General features: G+C 62.9%; 21 protein-coding genes and 1 tRNA gene. 14 read left to right on the top strand and 8 right to left on the bottom strand.

Annotated elements, in window-relative coordinates; all coding sequences use genetic code 11:
• The first annotated feature begins 83 nt into the window (after positions 1-83).
• The 10 genes from NAV27_RS03930 to NAV27_RS03885 all read left to right on the top strand — a co-directional run bounded on the left by NAV27_RS03930 (position 84) and on the right by NAV27_RS03885 (position 8,419).
• A complete protein-coding gene (locus NAV27_RS03930) occupies positions 84-590 on the top strand; it encodes a hypothetical protein (protein ID WP_102827410.1) in 507 nt (168 codons plus the stop codon).
• Entirely contained in the window at positions 590-2,269 is a 1,680-nt protein-coding gene (locus NAV27_RS03925; RefSeq protein ID WP_102827409.1) for a hypothetical protein, read from the top strand. The genes NAV27_RS03930 and NAV27_RS03925 overlap by 1 nt, the downstream gene beginning before the upstream one ends.
• Positions 2,270-2,272: 3 nt before the next feature.
• Positions 2,273-2,722, top strand: coding sequence for a hypothetical protein (locus NAV27_RS03920; protein ID WP_102827408.1), 450 nt, complete (start codon positions 2,273-2,275; stop codon positions 2,720-2,722).
• An 80-nt stretch (positions 2,723-2,802) separates the two neighbouring features.
• Positions 2,803-4,284, top strand: coding sequence for a hypothetical protein (locus NAV27_RS03915; protein ID WP_146029385.1), 1,482 nt, complete (start codon positions 2,803-2,805; stop codon positions 4,282-4,284).
• Positions 4,285-4,293: 9 nt separating this feature from the next.
• Entirely contained in the window at positions 4,294-4,929 is a 636-nt protein-coding gene (locus tag NAV27_RS03910) for a hypothetical protein (protein WP_102827406.1), read from the top strand.
• A 2-nt stretch (positions 4,930-4,931) separates the two neighbouring features.
• The gene (locus NAV27_RS03905; RefSeq protein ID WP_102827405.1) at positions 4,932-5,507 is read left to right on the top strand and encodes a hypothetical protein; all 576 of its coding nucleotides are present in this window, start codon (positions 4,932-4,934) and stop codon (positions 5,505-5,507) included.
• The gene (locus NAV27_RS03900) at positions 5,504-5,998 is read left to right on the top strand and encodes a hypothetical protein (protein ID WP_102827404.1); all 495 of its coding nucleotides are present in this window, start codon (positions 5,504-5,506) and stop codon (positions 5,996-5,998) included. The genes NAV27_RS03905 and NAV27_RS03900 overlap by 4 nt, the downstream gene beginning before the upstream one ends.
• 2 nt (positions 5,999-6,000) lie before the next feature.
• The gene (locus NAV27_RS03895; protein ID WP_102827403.1) at positions 6,001-6,519 is read left to right on the top strand and encodes a hypothetical protein; all 519 of its coding nucleotides are present in this window, start codon (positions 6,001-6,003) and stop codon (positions 6,517-6,519) included.
• Positions 6,519-8,006, top strand: a complete 1,488-nt coding sequence (locus NAV27_RS03890) for a pyocin knob domain-containing protein (protein ID WP_102827402.1) — start codon at positions 6,519-6,521, stop codon at positions 8,004-8,006. The genes NAV27_RS03895 and NAV27_RS03890 overlap by 1 nt, the downstream gene beginning before the upstream one ends.
• Complete coding sequence (locus NAV27_RS03885; protein WP_102827401.1) at positions 8,003-8,419, top strand: hypothetical protein; 417 nt, start codon at positions 8,003-8,005, stop codon at positions 8,417-8,419. Before NAV27_RS03890 ends, NAV27_RS03885 begins: the two co-directional genes overlap by 4 nt.
• Before the next feature lie 78 nt (positions 8,420-8,497).
• On the opposite strand, the gene NAV27_RS03880 is transcribed toward NAV27_RS03885, so the two are convergent.
• The gene (locus tag NAV27_RS03880) at positions 8,498-8,857 is read right to left on the bottom strand and encodes a hypothetical protein (RefSeq protein WP_102827400.1); all 360 of its coding nucleotides are present in this window, start codon (positions 8,855-8,857) and stop codon (positions 8,498-8,500) included.
• Positions 8,858-9,278: 421 nt separating this feature from the next.
• Here NAV27_RS03880 and NAV27_RS03875 point away from each other — a divergent pair, with 421 nt between their 5' ends.
• The 3 genes from NAV27_RS03875 (at position 9,279) to NAV27_RS03865 (ending at position 11,435) form a co-directional block, all read left to right on the top strand.
• On the top strand, positions 9,279-10,262 hold the full coding sequence (locus NAV27_RS03875) for a PA5033 family protein (RefSeq protein WP_102827399.1): 984 nt from the start codon (positions 9,279-9,281) through the stop codon (positions 10,260-10,262).
• A gap of 67 nt (positions 10,263-10,329) precedes the next feature.
• Entirely contained in the window at positions 10,330-10,962 is a 633-nt protein-coding gene (locus tag NAV27_RS03870) for a glycoside hydrolase family 19 protein (RefSeq protein WP_102827398.1), read from the top strand.
• Positions 10,959-11,435: a DUF2514 family protein gene (locus NAV27_RS03865; RefSeq protein WP_102827397.1), complete on the top strand. Its 477-nt coding sequence runs from the start codon at positions 10,959-10,961 to the stop codon at positions 11,433-11,435. Before NAV27_RS03870 ends, NAV27_RS03865 begins: the two co-directional genes overlap by 4 nt.
• A gap of 27 nt (positions 11,436-11,462) precedes the next feature.
• Here the strand turns inward: NAV27_RS03865 and NAV27_RS03860 are convergent, their stop codons facing one another.
• From NAV27_RS03860 to metG, 7 genes are all read right to left on the bottom strand, one after another.
• On the bottom strand, positions 11,463-11,726 hold the full coding sequence (locus NAV27_RS03860) for a DUF1652 domain-containing protein (protein ID WP_180981381.1): 264 nt from the start codon (positions 11,724-11,726) through the stop codon (positions 11,463-11,465).
• Positions 11,727-11,863: 137 nt separating this feature from the next.
• Positions 11,864-12,157 (bottom strand): hypothetical protein, encoded by a 294-nt coding sequence (locus NAV27_RS03855; protein ID WP_102827395.1) that lies wholly within the window; start codon positions 12,155-12,157, stop codon positions 11,864-11,866.
• Positions 12,158-12,234: 77 nt separating this feature from the next.
• A complete protein-coding gene (locus NAV27_RS03850; protein ID WP_102827394.1) occupies positions 12,235-12,936 on the bottom strand; it encodes an SOS response-associated peptidase family protein in 702 nt (233 codons plus the stop codon).
• A 164-nt stretch (positions 12,937-13,100) separates the two neighbouring features.
• A tRNA-Gly gene (locus NAV27_RS03845) sits at positions 13,101-13,174 on the bottom strand.
• 80 nt (positions 13,175-13,254) lie between these two features.
• Positions 13,255-13,947 carry a pseudouridine synthase gene (locus NAV27_RS03840; RefSeq protein WP_102827393.1) on the bottom strand — a complete coding sequence of 231 codons (693 nt, stop codon included), beginning with the start codon at positions 13,945-13,947 and terminating at the stop codon, positions 13,255-13,257.
• Complete coding sequence (locus tag NAV27_RS03835; RefSeq protein ID WP_102827392.1) at positions 13,947-14,153, bottom strand: cysteine-rich CWC family protein; 207 nt, start codon at positions 14,151-14,153, stop codon at positions 13,947-13,949. Before NAV27_RS03835 ends, NAV27_RS03840 begins: the two co-directional genes overlap by 1 nt.
• Before the next feature lie 61 nt (positions 14,154-14,214).
• Complete coding sequence (gene metG, locus NAV27_RS03830) at positions 14,215-16,254, bottom strand: methionine--tRNA ligase (protein WP_102827391.1); 2,040 nt, start codon at positions 16,252-16,254, stop codon at positions 14,215-14,217.
• Positions 16,255-16,434: 180 nt separating this feature from the next.
• Between metG and apbC the strand changes: the two genes are divergently transcribed.
• Positions 16,435-17,529: an iron-sulfur cluster carrier protein ApbC gene (apbC, locus tag NAV27_RS03825; protein WP_008566738.1), complete on the top strand. Its 1,095-nt coding sequence runs from the start codon at positions 16,435-16,437 to the stop codon at positions 17,527-17,529.
• Positions 17,530-17,701 lie beyond the last annotated feature (172 nt).

Genomic DNA, 17,701 nt, shown 5'->3' with positions numbered 1-17,701 from the left:
GATCCAAAGCCGTAAGCCGAGCCTCGCTTTCAAAGCCTGCATAGCCCGCCACGCGCGGGCTTTTTGATGCCCGGAGTTAACCCATGACAACCCCGATCATGCTCGGAGGCATTCCGCTCGAGCTGCATTCTGGCGCCCCGGTTTTGAGCGAGGAGCCCATCGGCGGCGAAACCTCCCTGCGCATGAGTGACGGCGCGCTGGTGTCCATGACTCATTGGGAGCGCATGTCTGGCTCCATCAGTGGAGCCGGCTGGATGCCGCCAGGGCTTCACGGGCTGGACTACAGCCAGCCGCTGGAACTCAGATCAACGAAAGTGCAAAGCATCGCCGGAGCCGGCCTCGTGCATACCGTGCGTGGCACGCCCCGGCCGGATGTTGCGCCGTGGGGGCAAGCGCTGGTCGGCGGCGCCTGGGTCAACACCGCCTGCAATTTGCTCGACGGCGTTGCGACCCTCGCGGCCGTGGCCGGAGCGACGCTTTACCGGGTCTGCTGGATGCCGGTCTACAGCGTCAAGGCGCGCCGCCCATCCGAAACGCAGGATTCAGGCACCGCCAGCCACAGCTGGTCCATCACCTGGGAAGAAACCTGATGCTCAACGGATCGCCCCTCAACTCCGGGCCGCTCAATAGCCTGCCGGGCGGTGCGGCTGAGCCGGTATATGTGGTGCGTGGCCAATCGTTCGTCTGGGCGCTGCGGGTGCTGGTGGGCGGCGAGAACCTCACGGCCCAGCTCACCGGCGCAGTAACGATCGACCGGGAGGAGGCCGCCGCGGGCATTGCCGGCTTCGACCTGTTCGTCGCGCCGGGCGCGCCCGTTGTGCCACCGGACTGGAAGGGCCGCAGCGTCACCATCGACTACATCACCACGAGCGCGGGCAACACGACCGAAGCGCGGCGCTTCACCGGCCAGGTCAGCCGCGCCGACTGGAACCCGGTCACCCGCCTGCTGAGCTGTGAATGCTCAGACCAGCTGCAGCAGCGCGTCGAGGGCATGACCGTTGCGGCCATCGATGCGTTGGTCGGCGGCTACTGGTCAGCGGACGTGTTCGAGCCGATTGAGGGGCGCAGCCACTGGGACTATGCGCTTGAACGCCTGAGCACCCGGCCGGTCAGTCTGGACTGCGCGCCAACCGGCGAGCTGCGCGTCACCAGCTGGTACGCCGGCGCTCCGCATTTCGTATTCGGCGAGGGCACCGTGGCCTATCAGACCTTGCAGCTGCAGCAGTCTGATCTGTCCAGCACCACCAATCGCATCGAGATCGAACTCAGCTACCGCTATGACCGCCTATGGCAGCGCAACCAGCACTACACCTGGCTCGTGCCGGCCGGTTCGTTCTGCGATTGGCGTCTGGATGCGCACGATCTGCCCACCATCGACATGGTGCAAAGCGCAGTCACGGGCGCCGGGTTCGCAATCGTCAGCGAGAGCTACGTCACCGCGCCGCTGAGTGCGCCAGATCCCTGCGGCACCGGCTCGCCGTGGATCAACAACTTCGACGATCTGGTCATCGGTACCGGCATCACCGGTGGCCGGCGCTGGGTGCAGACGGTCACCGAGACCTACACGCTGACGCTCGCATTGCCAGCCGGCGAGGTTGCGGCGACGCAGGTCGTACAGCGTCAGGGCGCCACACTGCAGATTGAAAGCACGGCGGCGGTGGAGTGGACTGATGGCGATATGGCCGGCGTTGCAACTGCCTATCAGGACGAGTTCGACGAGGCGCGCCGCGCCGCAGTATTCGATGTGGTCGCCAACCAGGGCGTGACGGAACTGCTCGCCGCCAGCCGTGAAACCGTACTCAGCTGGCAGGTGCCAGCCAGCATGGCGCTGGGTATCGACCTGATCCACACCCTCGAACTGGACTGCTCCGGCGTTCGCGCCAGGGGCAAGTGCCGGCGGGTGGTCGATACGTTCGATCTGGCGTCAGGCTCGGCCATGACTGCGATCAGCATCGCGATCATGCGCGGCGGCGGCACGAGCGACCCGCTGATCATGCCGGCGCGGCTCGGCGCTACCCCGATAGACCCGGGCGAGGGCGCAAGCATTGCATTGCCGACCCAGATCGGCGGACGGCTGGAAGACCCGCCATACGACGAGACGAAACTGGGTTTCTCCGGCAACTGGTCGGGCGGCGGTCTGGGTGAACAGTACCCGCGGCGGTTCGATCTGGAAGCGCCGGAGATTCCCGACACCGTGCGGGATGAGCTGCCGCTGACCGCTGCCACGCTGTTTCGCGTCGGCGTCCCGAATGACCTGCTGGAGATGTAAGACATGGCCTTAGGAGATGAGCGCCGAGCCATTGGCCGCGCCAACGAGCAGTCCCGTCGCAACATCGGCAGTCAGATTGAGGCAGAGCGCCGCGCCATCGGTCGGCAGATCGAGGCAGAGCGGCGCGGTGAGGCGGTTGTCGAGGACATCAACAGCCTCGTGCGCCCGCCGCGCCAGTCGCGCCCACTGAAACGCCTTGACCCGGTCGGCTCGATTCCGGCGCAGCGCAGCAGCGCGCCCTACAAGCCGCGCGCGGCAACTACGGCCGGCATTGCCAGCCCGTTGATCGAGGGCGCTTCAGGCGCTGGCGCAACCCTGGCACGCGAGTATCACGCGGGAATCACCCTTACCAGTAGCGACGGCCTGATCAGCCTGGATGTTGAGCCGTTGAAAAAAATCACCATGCACGATGCCAATGGTGAACCGGTAGTGATGGAGTTTGCCCAGCCATGACGGATTCGCTATCGCTGAACCTTGGCAGGCCGACAGCGTTGCGGGGGAACCCGTACCACGGACTTGTCAGGGAAGGTCTGTTGACCCTGCCGAACGCAGCGACCATGCCCTATCCGCAGCCGAGCGGAGAGCATTGGCAGCGCGGAAGCACTGCGCTTATTGCCCACCCGAACGCGCCCGGCATCACTCGCACGCCGGAGCAGGCCGCTGACGACGCCGCCGCAGGGCTGGAATGGTGGACGCAGGCCATCTTGTCCGGCAACCAGCTTTACGGCGCAGAGTTGCCAGGGTGGATATACATCGACCCAGCCGGTGCGCGCTGGCTGGTCACGACGGACCTGTCATCTGCACATGTCAGCGGCGGAGTCTGCACTGTCACCCTCGCGCGCTTTGGTGTGCTGGGTGGCGAGCCGGAGGCGTACACCTACAACGTGACCGTACCGAACATGGGGCAGTCGACGCCGCAGCTAACCGGTACCACCGGCACCCGCCTGCGCCGTTACCACACCAGCCCCACAGGCAATGGCGCCATGTTCGAGGTGTCCGTCGAGTACTCGCAGCCGTTCGAGCTGTTCTGGCGCTGGCGCCCCGTTGGCTGGGTGGAGATCACGCTGAGCGGGGCGGGTTCCAGCTGCATCCCGTCGGTTGTGGTGCGCAAAACCAGAACGCAAACGCTTGGCACGTACGTTGATCAGCCGACGACTCTTTCCGTGGACAACTACTACCTAAATCGCGAGCCAGACGGATCGCACACCGTGTCGCAGGTACCTGGCGGCGATATCGCGGCGACTCTGGCGACACACAACGTAGTCACGTCAGGCGAGGAAAGCGGATTCTCTGGGTGGGTGGTCGGCATGCTTTACAGCGCGGCCGGGGCCGTTCAGGAGTTGACCCTAGAGCACCGCGCCATAACCACCTGGTCGTCCGTGCCACTGATCTATACCGGGCCTACTTCAATTCCAGAAGGCCAGCAGTTCAACGGCACCTTTGAACTGGAGCAGTCCTGGACAAGCACGCTCAGCATGACCTACCGCCTCGGCGGCGCAGTGCTCGCCAGCGACCAGTTGCAAATCACCGAGACATCATCCGAGACACTGATCTACGTCGACGCAACAGCCACTCGCGATTACTCGGTGCAGATTACGTGCACGCCAGGCGCCTCGTTCGCAACATCATCCAGCGGCACGCCGGAAACGGTTTTCATGGGTGGCCTTTACACCTACGGCTTCTACAGTGAGGTTGCGCCGCGCGTAGGCCGAAGACTTCAGCAATGGTGGTCAGAGCCTGGCGTACCCTGGCGTTACTTGCAGCCTTGCCCGTACCGCTACAGCGCGCAGCTATACGGATCGGTGAGCTGGTTCCGGCCGGGGCAAGTCGACGACGGTGCTTCCAGCTTCCACTACGCGACACCGATCGCCGGCCCGTCAGGAGCGATCACAGTTCCGCCGCTCCAGATCGATAAATCCGGCGACCCCGGCACCTACGACCGCCTTGCCTACGCGAGCCTTTGCCCGGTCACAGGAGCATTTGCGCGCGACACGGTACCCGTCTGCTACGTCTGAGGAACACCCATGCAATTCATCAACAACTGGAGCCAGTCGGTAACGCTGGCGTCTGGCGCAACATCGCTCGCGCTGAATCTGCCAGACGGCGACTTCCGACTAACGCTGGCCGACTCGAAGTTCACGCCGACCCGCTGGGAGATCGTTGGCGCGACGGTAGCAGGCGGTACCGCAACGCTGGCCCGCGGGCTGGAAGGCACGACCGATCAGGACTGGCCGACTGACAGCGTCATCTACTGCGCAGTCACGGCTGGCCTTTTGGCTGATCTGTTCGCGCGCGTGGAGGCTCTGGAGGGATCTGGCGTGGCGCCATATCAATTGACAGCTGCGGCGAGCGGGGCTGGCGCCGGATTCCAAGACGGGGCCTACGGGGCACTGACTCCCGCGACCATCTCTCTCGGCGGCGTGGATCGAGGAATCCTCATGCTGACGACGGAGCAGGGCGCCACCAATACCACGATTACCTTCCAGATCGATGCACAGATCAGCGCGACTGTGCGTATTCGCATAGACGGCCTCATGCCTGCCGGGATGGACTGGATTGCTCTCGATCTGATCGCATCGAGCTACACCATTGTCACGGTCGAAGGCCTCTCATCAATGGTGGCCGGCCAGACCTACGGCATCTGGCTAGAGGAGGTGTAGCCATGCGCCCCGCCATCATTGATCTGCACATCGTTCAGGGCTCGACCCTGCGCGACACCCTGCGGCTGATGCAGCCGCGCTACGAATACCGTCCGATCACTGGCATCAGCGGGTCACCCCTTCGGCTCACCGTCGATCACGGCTTGCCGGGCAGCTGGCTGGCTTGGGTGGAGGGCGTCAACGGCATGCAGGGTGTTAATCGCTCGACCCGTGAGTCACCGCACCGCGTCACGGTCGTGGATGCCGCCACGCTGGAAATCAACGCACTGTCCGCCTTCTGCCTCTCGCCCAGCGGCGGGCAGCTGATCTACAAGCCTCCCGTGGACCTCACCGGCGCCACTGCACGCATGCAGATCCGCGCCCAACTCGGCGGCGCCGTGCTGCTGGAGCTGACCACCGAGAACGGCGCGCTCGCCATCACCGGCCTGGGCACGATCACCCGCACCCTCAGCGCCGCGCAAACCGCCGCGCTGACATGGACCGATGGCGTGTATGACCTCGAGGTGCAATTCCCGGACGGCACCGTTCAGCGCTACCTGCAGGGGGCCGTCACCGTCAGCCGCGAGGTGACCGTATGAGCACCGTAGCAATCTGCGGCGACCCGGAGGTGCTGGTCATCGAGGCCGGCGTCGAGTACGCCGTGGCGCTGGAGCCGGATGAAGATACGAGCGTCGTCACGGTCGGCGAGCAAGGGCCGCCCGGCCCACCCGGACCAACCGGTGGCAGCGCCCTGCAACGCATTGCCGGCGAAACCCTCAGCGCGCTGCGTGCGGTGTACGAGCTGGACGGCCTTGTCCGTGCGCTCGACTACCGCGACGCCGCCCACATCGATCTGCTGCTAGGCCTCTCGCTCACCGCCGCGCCGGCTGGCGGCCCCGTCAACGTGCAGCGCTCCGGCGTGCTGGATGACAACAGCTGGAGCTGGCAGCCGGGGCGCATCTACCTCGGCGCCAACGGCAGCCTTACCCAAACGGCACCCGCAGATGGCTACTGCGTGCTGCTCGGCGCCGCCACTTCCGCCACCCGCATAACCCTCAACCTGCAAGACCCCATCGATCTGGAGAACTGAACATGGCCTCTCGCTACATGACGCTGCTCAATGGCGCCCGCAAACTCGTCGAGGGGCTGGTCGCCTCGGCAGGCGTGGCCGACGCCGGCAAAATCGTCGCCACCGGCCCGGACGGCAAACTCGACCAGTCGCTGATGCCGCTGGGTATCGGTGCCGACACCGTGTCCGCAGTCGCTTCCGAGGCGATCGGCGCTGGCAAGTTCGTCAACTTCCACGACAACGCCGGCACCTTCTCCGTGCGCTTGGCCGACAACAGCAACGGCCGGCGCGCCGACGGCTTCGTGACCGAGGCGTTCGCCAGCGCGGCGACCGCGACCGTCTACCCGATGGATGGCGTCAACTCCGCCCTGACCGGCCTCACCCCAGGCGCGCGCTACTACCTCGACACGGCCGGCGGCGTAACCGCCACCCCGCTCGATGAAACCGACGCCCTCAATGCCAACAAGATCAGCCAGTACGTCGGCACGGCGAAGTCCGCCACCGAGCTGGTCACCGATGACAGCGACCCGGTAACCCTCTGATGACAGCCCGCCGACCTCTCGTGCTCGTAAACGGGCAACGCAAACAGCTGCCGACTGGCGACACGCTGGCCGGCGTCGTGCATGACACCGACCCGCGGCTCACCGACGCTCGCGAGTGGACGGCGACGACCGTCACCCAGGCAGAGGCAGAGCAGGGCACCGCAACGACTCGTCGCGCATGGACCGCGCAGCGTGTGTTCCAGGCCGTCGCTGCCTGGTGGTCGGCCAGTGCGATGAAGACCAAGTTGGACGGTATCGCTGCCGGTGCAACGGCGAATGCCACGGATGCCCAGCTGCGCGACCGTTCCACCCATACCGGCACGCAGGCAATCAGCACCGTCACCGGCCTGCAAACGGCTCTCGACGGGAAGATCGGCACGACCGAGCGCGGCGTGTCTGGCGGCGTGGCCACTCTGGACCAGTTCGCCCGTATCCCGGCCAGCCAGCTGCCTAGCTACGTCGATGAGGTGCTGGACTTCTTAACGACCGCAGAGTTCCCAACCACGGGCGAGGGCGGGAAAATCTACATCGCCATCAACCAGGGTACGGCCGCGAACCCGACGCGCCAGTACCGCTGGACCGGCTCCGTCTACGCTGAGATCAACCCATCGCCCGGCACTACTGACGCCCTGGCAGAGGGTTCGACGAACCTGTATTTCAGCGAACACCGCGTGCGCAACACGGTGCTGACCGGGCTGAGCCTCGCCGTGTCCACGGCAGTGACGGCGGCGGATAGCGTGTTGTCGGCGTTGGGGAAGATTCAGGCGCAGTTGGGGCTGAAAGCCGACCTTAACAGCCCGGCGTTTACCGGCAACCCGACGGCGCCGACACCCGCCGCGACCGACACCGACACATCGATTGCGACCACGGCGTTCGTGAGGGCGGCGATGGCGTTGTTTGGGGTGGGAACAACTTCTGGCGTAGATGTCTCAGACGCAGACACCGCGTTGACGACAGGCTTCTATCGACTTTTAGGTACCGCCCTGAACCGGCCAGAAACAGGCGGCGCTGGCTATATGCTGGAGGTTGTCAGCTACTCTGATAGTTATGTTTGGCAGCGGGCTAGTAAACCGAGCGGGTCCAGCGTGGCAACTTTCACCCGCTGGAAGAATGGGGCTGCGTGGACCCCTTGGCAAGAAATCTGGCACACCGGCAACTTCAACCCAGCTACCAAGCAGGACAAGTCTTCCCTCATCACCACGGCCACCAGCCGCACGCTGACCCTGACCGACGCCTGGAACTACGTGCGCCCCGGTACGACGAGCGCCATCACCCTAACCGTTCCGTCCAACGCTTCTGTCGCATTCGAGATCGGGACAGAAATCACCATCCGCGCACTCGGCAACGTCACGCTGGCCGCAGCCAGCGGCGTCACCCTCAACGCCCCATCGGGCGGGACGCTCAGCATGACCGCCCGCATGACCGTGACGCTCAAGAAGGTCGCCACGGACGTATGGGACGTGATCGGCCAAACGGTGGCAGCATGATGCCCGGTGTTGTGGCGGGGTTTCCGCGAGCGGCGCAAGGTAAGCTGGTATCCGCCACAGCTGAAAACAACTACGGCTTCGCTTCTACAGGTGCGGGAGGTGCGTCGAACATTGGCGGGCTTGATCCGGCCAGTTTCAATATCGTCCCAGGTGCCGCTGCTACGCCTGGGGCCACTGGCGAAATCCTCGACCTGTACTGGCACGGCCAGAACCAGTTCGTCTACCTGACGGTTCGCGGAAGCTATTCAAACCGCGACCAGCTGCCGTTTACGTCGATCACGGTCAACGGTGTGACGTTCACCAAATCGACGGCAACGGATATCGGCGTTCAGTACGTTGGGTACACGATCCGCTGGAACAGATCGGCGAACCCGTTCCCTGTTGGAGCTCATGTGATTAACGTGAACTCCTGATCTCCGTGTGCGTACCGCGTTCAACCGCCTGCGCCGTTCCGTCTCCCGATTGGCTGATGCCAGCGATGGAGAGCAGCATCACTGCCATTCGCGATCCAAAAAAATCGAACCAGAAACGGCAGCATTTTCGTTCAGCTCGTGGGTCCGGTAGCGAAACGGCGGGTAGGGAGCTAGCGCGCTGTCGAGGTAGCGCAGGCAGGTTTCAATGGCCGCCGCGCGCGCGCTGTCCTCGCCTTCGGTCAACAGGTTGAGCGCATCGATAAGTTCGGACGGTGTCGGTTCGCTGAGCAGCATGCCGTGCTGAACGGTCAGCGTCTGTTTTTTGTAGACGAGCCTGACGGGATCTCGACCGATCAGCGAAGCGCCGTCAGCCAGGAGTGCGTCGATGTGATTGCGCAGCGCGGTGCACTGGCGGCGGTCGGTTCCCTGGTAGCGCATCCTGACTCCCTGTCGGCAATGGTCTAAAGTGTGACACATTTCACAAATGGTGGCATCATATCGCCACTACCTGCACGCCCTCTCGTGTGTAGCCGTGGTTTTCCCGAGGCCCGCCAAGTGCGGGCTTTTTTTTACCCAGCACCCAGCTCGCGCTTGTTTCCGAGAGGGGTGGCATAGTGCCATGACTTGCCGGTCGCTCCATGACTGCGCTCAAGGAATGTGCATGCTCGTGAACAATCAAAGTCAGTCTCGTGCGGTTTTTGTTCGCGAAATAGCAACTGGTTAGCCCCCGAACTCTTACCTGGGATTAATCCGCCGTTCGTCGGTGATTAAAAGTTGCTGGTTATAAATCTGACGCCCATCATATTTTTCAGTGGTTGTGCGGATTAAGATTTTTGCTCATTTAAAAAAGGAGTCGGTAATGAAGAAATGGAATTTAATCATGCTTGCATGCATTCCCCTGTTCGCCTCGCAGGTATGTTCGGCCGCAACGTATCTGGGCTCTTGGGATCTTAAAGGAACCGGGAAGAAGCAGACGGTATATCAAGAGGGTGCATCTATCCGGGTTGTAGAAGCTGGCGGGGATCAGAGAAATTACCAAATTGGAAACTTGGCTTGGTCTTTTGTAGATGCAAGGGATACCGATGGAAAGCCGGGGCTCGAACTGGTGGTTCGTGCCGGTAATGATCTGGCGGTGATTTCGCATTCCACCCAAACCCTTCGGACCTATGCTGTCGGAAACATATCTTGGTCTATCGTGGGGATTCTTGAGCTAAATAATAAGGCCGGTGAAGAGGTTGTAATAAATACCTATCGCGGCATTAAGTTTATCCATGATGCGACCCAAAACTACAGAGATATAGATTTCAATCATACCGGGACATGGGCGCTTTTCGGTATAGCTAACCTAGGTGGTGCTGGGCCTGACCTCGTTATCAATATGGGGGGTGGAGTGAAATTGATGGACCCTCGTACCTATCAGATGAGGGATTTCAATTTCCAAGGCTATAGCGCGATCTTTAGCACCTCCCAACTCGATTCTAAAGCGGGCCTTGAGGTAGTAGGCCGCACGGCCGGTACAGTCTATGTAATCAGCGGTGGGGTTAAGTCGCCGCGGCTTAAAGAGTATCCAGCTACCACGAGTTCATCGTGGGCAATTTACGGCCGCACCGCTGATACCGATGGTAAAGCGGGGGATGAGATTATCCTGGTGATGCAGGGGCTTATTCGCATCATCTCCCACGCCCAAGGATATTCGCGCGACTACCCGATAGCGGGCGGAAACTATTCCATTGACTCGGTCACGGATATGGATGGGCGTGCGGGCAACGAGATCATATTGCGCGATGCGGCTGGCACGGCATTTATGCTTAACGATCGCACAGGAGTATTGAGTCGGATGTAAGTCAGCACTACGAACAAAGCCATTTTTAGGCCCGCTTTGAGCGGGCTTTTTTTTGCCTGGAGAAAACATGCGATCACTGACTGAGCAGCAGCTGCTGCGCATCCTCCCCAACGCCCGCCCTGTCGCGGGCGTTTTTGTTTCCGCGCTCAACCGGGCCATGAGCCGTTACCGCATCGACAGCCCGGTACGGCGTGCTGCGTTTCTCGCTCAGGCCGGGCATGAGTCAGGCCAGCTGCGTCGGCTGGTGGAAAGCCTCAACTACAGCGCCGTCGGGCTCGCCGCGACCTGGCCTGCGCGGTTCCGCGATGCCGATGGTCAGCCGAACGCACTGGCGCAGCGGCTGGCGCGTCGGCCCGAGGCCATCGCCAACCACGTCTATGCCGATCGGCTGGGCAACGGGCCGACAGTGAGTGGTGACGGCTGGCGGTATCGCGGGCGCGGGCTGATCCAGCTCACCGGCCGCGACAACTACCGCGCCTGCGGCGATGCGATCGGCGTGGATCTGCTGACGAAACCCGAGCTGCTCGAGCAGCCCGAATGGGCCGCGTTGTCCGCCGCGTGGTACTGGGCCAGCAACGGCCTCAACGAACTCGCCGACGCCGGCCGGTTCGAGGCAATCACCCGCCGCATCAACGGCGGCACGCACGGCCAACCACAGCGCCTTGCGCTGTGGCGAGCGGGACAGGAGGTGTTCGCATGATCGGCGCATGGGTTGAGCGCTCAACCGTTTACGGCTTGCTGGCTGCGCTGTGCTTCGTGGCGGGCTGGAAGGTGAACGGCTGGCGGCTGGGAGAGGGCATCGCGCAGGACCAGTACCAGGCGGTGCAAGTTGTGCGTGTCGTGGAGCGTCAACAACAGGCAGTAGCCGATACCGAGGGGCAGAAGGGCCATGAAGAACTGGAAAACCTGCGGCGCGCTGCCGCTGATGCTGGTGTTGTTGCTGCAGGGCTGCGCCGGGAGGCTGGCCGACTTGCCACTCAACTCGCTACCTGCAATGCCGGAACTGCCGGCGAGCGCCAGGCAAGGGCAAACGCCGCCGCAGTGTTCGCCGACGTGCTTGTCGAAATGGAGTCAGCAGGCCGCGCAATGGCAGAACAGGCTGACCGTTCCCGAGGTGCCGGGCTCACCTGTGAGCGGGTTTATGACGGAGTGAGAGCGGCAGCCGCAGAATGAAAGGGCATACGCGGTGGCCTGAACGGATTATCTCTGGCGTCGAGCTAAATTCAGCCTGGCGAGAAAGCCCGGCATCGATTTGGCCAGCCTAGATTCGATAGTTTGAATCAAGACAAAAATGCCTTCGTAGGTGAGCGAGGTAGTGCATGAGATACCCGGCAGAGCGATTTTATCGCCAGACGTCGGATCGATGAGGGTTACTGCGATGGTAGATGGAGAATCCATCGACGCCTGAAATACCAAGGGGCTGAAATAATCTTGTAGGAACAGAAAGGCGGTGGGTTGGTTCATCGCTTTCACCGGTCGCCCCTTAGCAAATAGTGCGCTCTGTCTGGTCTGACGCATGTTGTACCGCGCTATGACGCTTTGGTCGAGTTACGAAGGCAGCGTGGCGCCTGGGTACCTCTTCCTGGTCACTGAGCCAGGCACTAGCTTTCTCGACAAAGCCAGGATTGGCCGTATGCCACTCCATCAATCAGCTCTACGCCTGTCACGATGAATCCGTTTGGCGCCATGCTGTGAAGCTCGACGTCGAGCAGTTTCCCCAGTGGGGTATCGTTCGGCTGGGGGCAACACAGGAAGGCAACCCGCGCCGGCCTGCCAAGTTCGTTGCACGGCTGATGCTCGATGCGAAGGTCTCCCTGCGCCGGCGATATGCTCTTCAACTGCTGCTTGTCTCTCGGCTTCCCATGATCGCGAAGGGGGAGGATCTTGAAGTACATGGCTGCGCCTCTTTGCTGTATCTATATACAGTATAAGGGGCGTTTAAGCGAACGCGTAGATTGGGGAGGACCAGGGGTTAGATGGCTGGATCGCTGATGCGCTCGATCAGTTGCGGCCCGTCATTCCTTACGTTGCCAACGGCCCGGCTGACGGGGTGCCAGTCGAACTCCTCGATGCAGAGGCCATGCTCAGTCGCTAGGTCCTCGGCCTCGTTTGGCGAAAGGTCCGGGTCCAGCCAATGGGCAGCGCACTCGGGCGAGAGCACCAGCGGGCGGCGGTCATGAATGTCCAGCATGCCCGCTCCGCTTGATGCGGTGATGATCACGAAGCCGTCGCCTTCGCGGGGCTCGACCTGGCCGCCACGCGGGAACTGGCCGAGCGCTGCTAGATACATCGGCTCGCCCGTGCGCAGCGTGATGTAGTAAGGCTGCTTGACCTTCGGGTCGGCCACGTCCTTCTTCCATTCATACCAGCCGTCCGCCGGCACGATGGCGCGGCCGGTTCTCCAGATGTCGCGAAAGAACTTGCTCGTCGCGGCAGTCTCTACCCTGGCGTTGATCGCCGGCGGCCTTTTCCCTTGCGCCCAGAATGGGGCGTATCCCCAGCGCACACCCTCCATGCGCAAACCATCCTCATCCTGATGCAGTAGCTGAACCTTCGACTGCGGAGGCACGTTGTACCGCCCGATCGGTGCTGGATCCAATCCGCTGATCACTGTCAGCCCGAGTGGCTCGGTGTACTCGATGGGGTAGCGGTACTGAGTTATGCGGCCGCACATGGTTGGTCTACGCCTCATGCTGCATGATTTGCATAGACCTTAGACGCCTGAAATGGCTGGGGAGCGGGCAGTTCGTGACAGTTTCTGGCGTCTCGGAAAGCCGGTAACTGTCGCCATAACTGTCACCAAATAAAAAGGGGCCTCCGTAGAGGCCCCGTAGAATCTGGAGCGGGCGAAGGGAATCGAACCCTCGTCATGAGCTTGGGAAGCTCAGGTAATGCCATTATACGACGCCCGCTGAGGGGTGCCTTTTTACCAGAAGCTCTGGGTGAAATGAAGGGCGTTGGTGGTTTTTTCTGGTGAGCGGACGGTGCCGGGCTAGATCTGGGCTATTTCCTCGGTGGTCAGCGGGCGATAGCGTCCGGGCGCGAGGGTTGGGTCCAGCTGCACGAGGCCCATGCGTTCGCGGTGCAGAGCGGTGACCCGGTTGCGGAAGTGGCCGAACATGCGCTTGACCTGATGGTAGCGGCCTTCGTGCAGGGTCAAACGGGCGCGGCGTGGGCCGAGCAGTTCCAGCTGGGCCGGCTGGGTGGTGAGGTTCTCGAAGCGGAAGTACAGGCCCCTGGCGAAGGCCTCGATGCAGCAGGAGTCGATTTCGTCCTCGGTGTCGACCAGGTAGACCTTGCCCTGCAGGCTGCTCGGTTGGGTCAGGCGGCGCGACCACTGGCCGTCGTTGGTCAGCAGCATCAGTCCGGTGGTGTTGAAGTCCAGGCGGCCGGCGATGTGCAGGTCGGCCTTGTCCGGCTCCTCGATCAGGTCGAGCACGGTACGGTGCGTCGGGTCGCAGGTGGCGCTGACGCAGCCGCTTGGCTTGTGCAGCATCAGGTAGCGGGCGGCCTTGCCGGGCTGCAGCAGTGCGTCGTCGAGTTCGATGCGGTCGAACAGACGCACCTCCCGGTCCGGCGTTCGGATCACCTCGCCATTCACCCGGGCGCGACCTTCGACGAGCACGCGGCGGACGTCCTGGCGGCTGAGTTGCGCGCGTCCGGCGAGGTAGCGGTCCAGGCGCATCAGGTGTTGACTGGGGCTTCGCCGCGGGCGCAGCGCGGGCAGAGGCAGGCTCGGTTCCTGAGTGCCGCGGGGACGCGTTCGAGGGCGTCCTGGGCGATGGTGGCCGACATGCACCAGCACGGCTGTTGCGCGTCGGGATCGCAATCGGCGCACTGGTTGGGCTGGCCGCAGAGCGGGCAGCGGGAAGGTTCGACAGGCTCGCTCATGGCGTTTCCGTTGAAGTCGGGCGTCGTGTGCCGGTGGTTGGCGCCGGCACGCGACGCCGGGTTACATGACGCGCTGACCCGGCTTGGCGCCGTTATCCGGGCTGAGCAGGTAGATTTCGCTGCCGCCGGGGCCGGCGGCCAGCACCATGCCCTCGGACATGCCGAACTTCATCTTGCGCGGCGCCAGATTAGCGACGTACAGGGTCAGGCGGCCTTCGAGCTTGCTGGGGTCCGGGTAGGCGCTCTTGATGCCGGAAAAGACGTTGCGCTTGGTGTCGCCGATATCCAGCGTCAGGCGCAGCAGCTTGTCGGCACCCTCGACGAACTCGGCCTTCTCGATCAGCGCGATACGCAGGTCGACCGCGGCGAAGGCATCGAAGTTGATTTCCGGCGCCAGCGGCTCCTTGACCAATTCGCCGTTGCCTGCGGGAGCGGCGGGCTCGCTCGCGGCGAGGTCTTCCTTGGAGGCTTCGATCATGGCCTCGATCTTCGCTGGCTCGATGCGGGTCATCAGCGGAGTGAAGGCGTTGAGCTTGTGGTTGGCCAGAAGCGTTGCGTGGTCGTTCCAGTTCAGCGGCGCTACGTTGAGGAACTGTTCGGCGGCGGCAGCCAGGTTCGGCAGCACGGGCTTGAGGAAGATCACCAGCTGGCGGAACAGGTTGACGCCCAATGCGCAGATTTCCTGCACCTCGGCCTGCTTGCCCTCGACCTTGTTCAGCGCCCACGGGGCCTTGTCAGCGATCCAGGCGTTGGCGCGGTCGGCCAGGTGCATGATCTCGCGCATGGCGCGGGCGAAGTCACGCGCCTCGTAGGCCTCGGCGATGCTCGGCGCGGCGGCCTGGAAGGCGGCCCAGAGTTCCGGCTCGGGGTTGGCGTCGACCATCACGCCGTCGTTGCCCTTGTGGATGAAGCCGGCGCAGCGGCTGGCGATGTTGACCACTTTGCCGACCAGGTCCGAGTTGACCTTCTGCACGAAGTCCTCAAGGTTCAGGTCGAGGTCGTCGACGCCGCGGCCGAGCTTGGACGCGTAGTAGTAGCGCAAATATTCCGGGTTGAGGTGTTCGAGATAGGTGCGTGCCTTGATGAAAGTGCCGCGCGACTTGGACATCTTCTGCCCGTTCACCGTCAGGTAGCCGTGCACGTTGACCGCGGTCGGCTTGCGGTAGCCGGCGCCTTCGAGCATGGCCGGCCAGAACAGGGTGTGGAAGTTGATGATGTCCTTGCCGATGAAGTGGTACAGCTCGGCGCTCGACTCCTTGCTCCAGAAGGTATCGAAGGAGAGTTCCGGGCGGCGCTTGCAGAGGTTCTTGAAGCTCGCCATGTAGCCGATCGGCGCGTCCAGCCAGACGTAGAAGTACTTGCCCGGCTCGCCGGGGATCTCGAAACCGAAATAGGGCGCGTCGCGGGAGATGTCCCACTCCTGCAGCCCGCCGTCCAGCCATTCAGCGATCTTGTTGGCCACCGATTCCTGCAGCGTGCCGCTGCGCGTCCATTCCTTCAGCATTGCCTCGAAGTCCGGCAGCTTGAAGAAGAAGTGTTTGGAGTCCTTGAGCACCGGGGTGGCGCCGGAGATCGCCGAGCGCGGGTCCTTCAGTTCGGTGGGCTCGTAGGTGGCGCCGCATTTCTCGCAGTTGTCGCCGTACTGGTCTTCGGCGCCGCACTTGGGGCAGGTGCCCTTGATGAAGCGGTCGGCGAGGAACATGCCCTTCTCGGGATCGAAGTATTGGGTCACCGAGCGGGTGGCGATGTGCCCGGCATCGCGCAGGCGGGTGTAGATCAGCTCGGCCAGCTCGCGGTTTTCTTCGGCGTGGGTCGAGTGGAAGTTGTCGAAATCGACTAGAAAGTCGGCGAAATCGGCGCTGTGCTCGGCCTGCACATTAGCGATCAGCTGTTCCGGGGTAATGCCCTCCTTCTCCGCGCGCAGCATGATCGCCGAGCCATGGGCATCGTCGGCGCAGACGTAGATGCACTGGTTGCCGCGCAGCTTCTGGAAGCGCACCCACATGTCGGTCTGGATGTACTCGAGCATATGGCCGAGGTGGATCGAACCGTTGGCATAGGGCAGGGCGCTGGTAACGAGAATCTGGCGGGCTTCGGACATGAGGTCTGCGTTCGGAATTGCGAAAGAAAGGCTGCAACTATAAAGGGGTGTCGGTTTTTTTTCATCCGCGCAGCCGGCGCGCGGCGTTCTGCAACTGCTGCGTTTCGGCTGCGGTGGGCTGGCGGCTGACTGCGCGGTAATATGCCTGCCTGATTTGCTCGGTCTTTCTTGGGAGTAGCCATGTCCGTCACCCGTGAAGCTGTGGAAAACGTACTGCGCCAGTACACCGATCCCCACTTGAACCAAGATCCGGTGAGTGCCGGTTGCGTGCGTTCGATCGACGTTCAGGGTGAGCGCGTCAGCGTTCAGCTCGAACTGGGCTACGCCGCGGGGCTGTTTCGCAGCGGCTGGGCGCAGATGCTGGCAATGGCGATCGAGGGGTTGGATGGTGTCGCCCGTGCCGACGTGCAGGTCGATTGCGTGATTCGCGCGCACAAGTCGCAGGAGCAAGTGCCGGCATTAGCCAACGTGAAGAACATCATTGCCGTTTCCTCGGGCAAGGGTGGCGTCGGCAAATCCACCACCGCCGCTAATCTGGCGCTGGCGTTGGCGCGCGAAGGTGCGCGCGTCGGTATGCTGGACGCCGACATCTATGGGCCTAGCCAGGGCATCATGTTCGGCATCGCCGAGGGCACGCGTCCGCAGATTCGTGATGGCAAGGCCTTCGTGCCGTTGCAGGCCCACGGGGTGCAGGTGATGTCGATGGCGTTTCTGGCCGACGACAAGACCCCGATGGTCTGGCGAGGACCGATGGTGTCCGGTGCATTGTTGCAGTTGATCACCCAGACCGCCTGGGACAACCTGGATTATCTGGTGATCGACATGCCGCCGGGCACGGGCGATATCCAGCTGACGCTGGCGCAGAAGGTGCCGGTGACTGGCGCAGTGATCGTCACCACGCCGCAGGATCTGGCGTTGCTGGATGCGAAGAAGGGCGTGGAGATGTTCCGCAAGGTGAATATCCCCGTGCTAGGCGTGGTGGAGAACATGGCTGTGCACATCTGCTCGAACTGCGGCCATGCCGAGCATCTGTTCGGCGAGGGTGGCGGCGAGAAACTGGCGGCGCAGTACAACGTCGATCTGCTGGCGTCGCTGCCGCTGTCGATGGCTATCCGCAGCCAGGCCGATGCGGGCACGCCGACTGTAATCGCCGACCCGGAAAGCCAGATCGCCATGATCTATCAGGAGATCGCCCGCACCGTCGGCGCGCGCATCGCACAGAGCGGGCAGATCATCGCCCAGTCGATGCCGAAGATTATGGTTTCCGACGACTGATCTGCCGGGCAGCGTCGCTGCCTTCCTTGATTGGATGGGCAGCTACGGCCGGCCGTACGAAGTGGTATGCGGGATCGTTGTGCTTGAACGGGGGCGCCTGCAGCCACCTCCGTCCGGCGCGAAGTCAAATCACAGGCACAAAAAAACCTCGCCGAGGCGAGGTTTTTTCAAC

The sequence above is a fragment of the Stutzerimonas degradans genome, from assembly GCF_024448505.1.
Taxonomy (GTDB): Bacteria; Pseudomonadota; Gammaproteobacteria; order Pseudomonadales; family Pseudomonadaceae; genus Stutzerimonas; species Stutzerimonas degradans.
This window is presented reverse-complemented; position numbering and strand designations above follow the sequence as displayed.